This window comes from Mammaliicoccus fleurettii, from assembly GCF_003970575.1.
GTDB classification, from domain to species: domain Bacteria; phylum Bacillota; class Bacilli; order Staphylococcales; family Staphylococcaceae; genus Mammaliicoccus; species Mammaliicoccus fleurettii.
Map to the genome: position 1 here is coordinate 1 of NZ_RXWZ01000207.1, position 243 is coordinate 243.

1 protein-coding gene is annotated in these 243 nt (G+C 30.5%); it reads right to left on the reverse strand.

Annotated elements, in window-relative coordinates; translation table 11 throughout:
• A partial coding sequence (locus CD129_RS12335) for a transposase (RefSeq protein ID WP_144437022.1) occupies positions 1–243 on the reverse strand: 243 nt, incomplete at both ends.

The following is a 243-nucleotide window of genomic DNA, read 5'->3' on the forward strand; positions in this document are numbered from 1 at the left end:
AGTGTCTCTATATTGAGTGTTACCAGATTGATATCTTTTGATATCAATACCGACATAGGCATTTAATTGTTTATTGGATTTAAATTTTGTAATATCTCCTAGTTCACCTATAATCATAGCCGCTGTTAGTTCTCCAATACCAGGAATTGAACATATAACTTCGAAACATTCGAGTTGTTGAGATAATTCAACCATCTCTTTATCTAACTGTGATAATTGTTGAATCGAATTTTTTAATTGTTG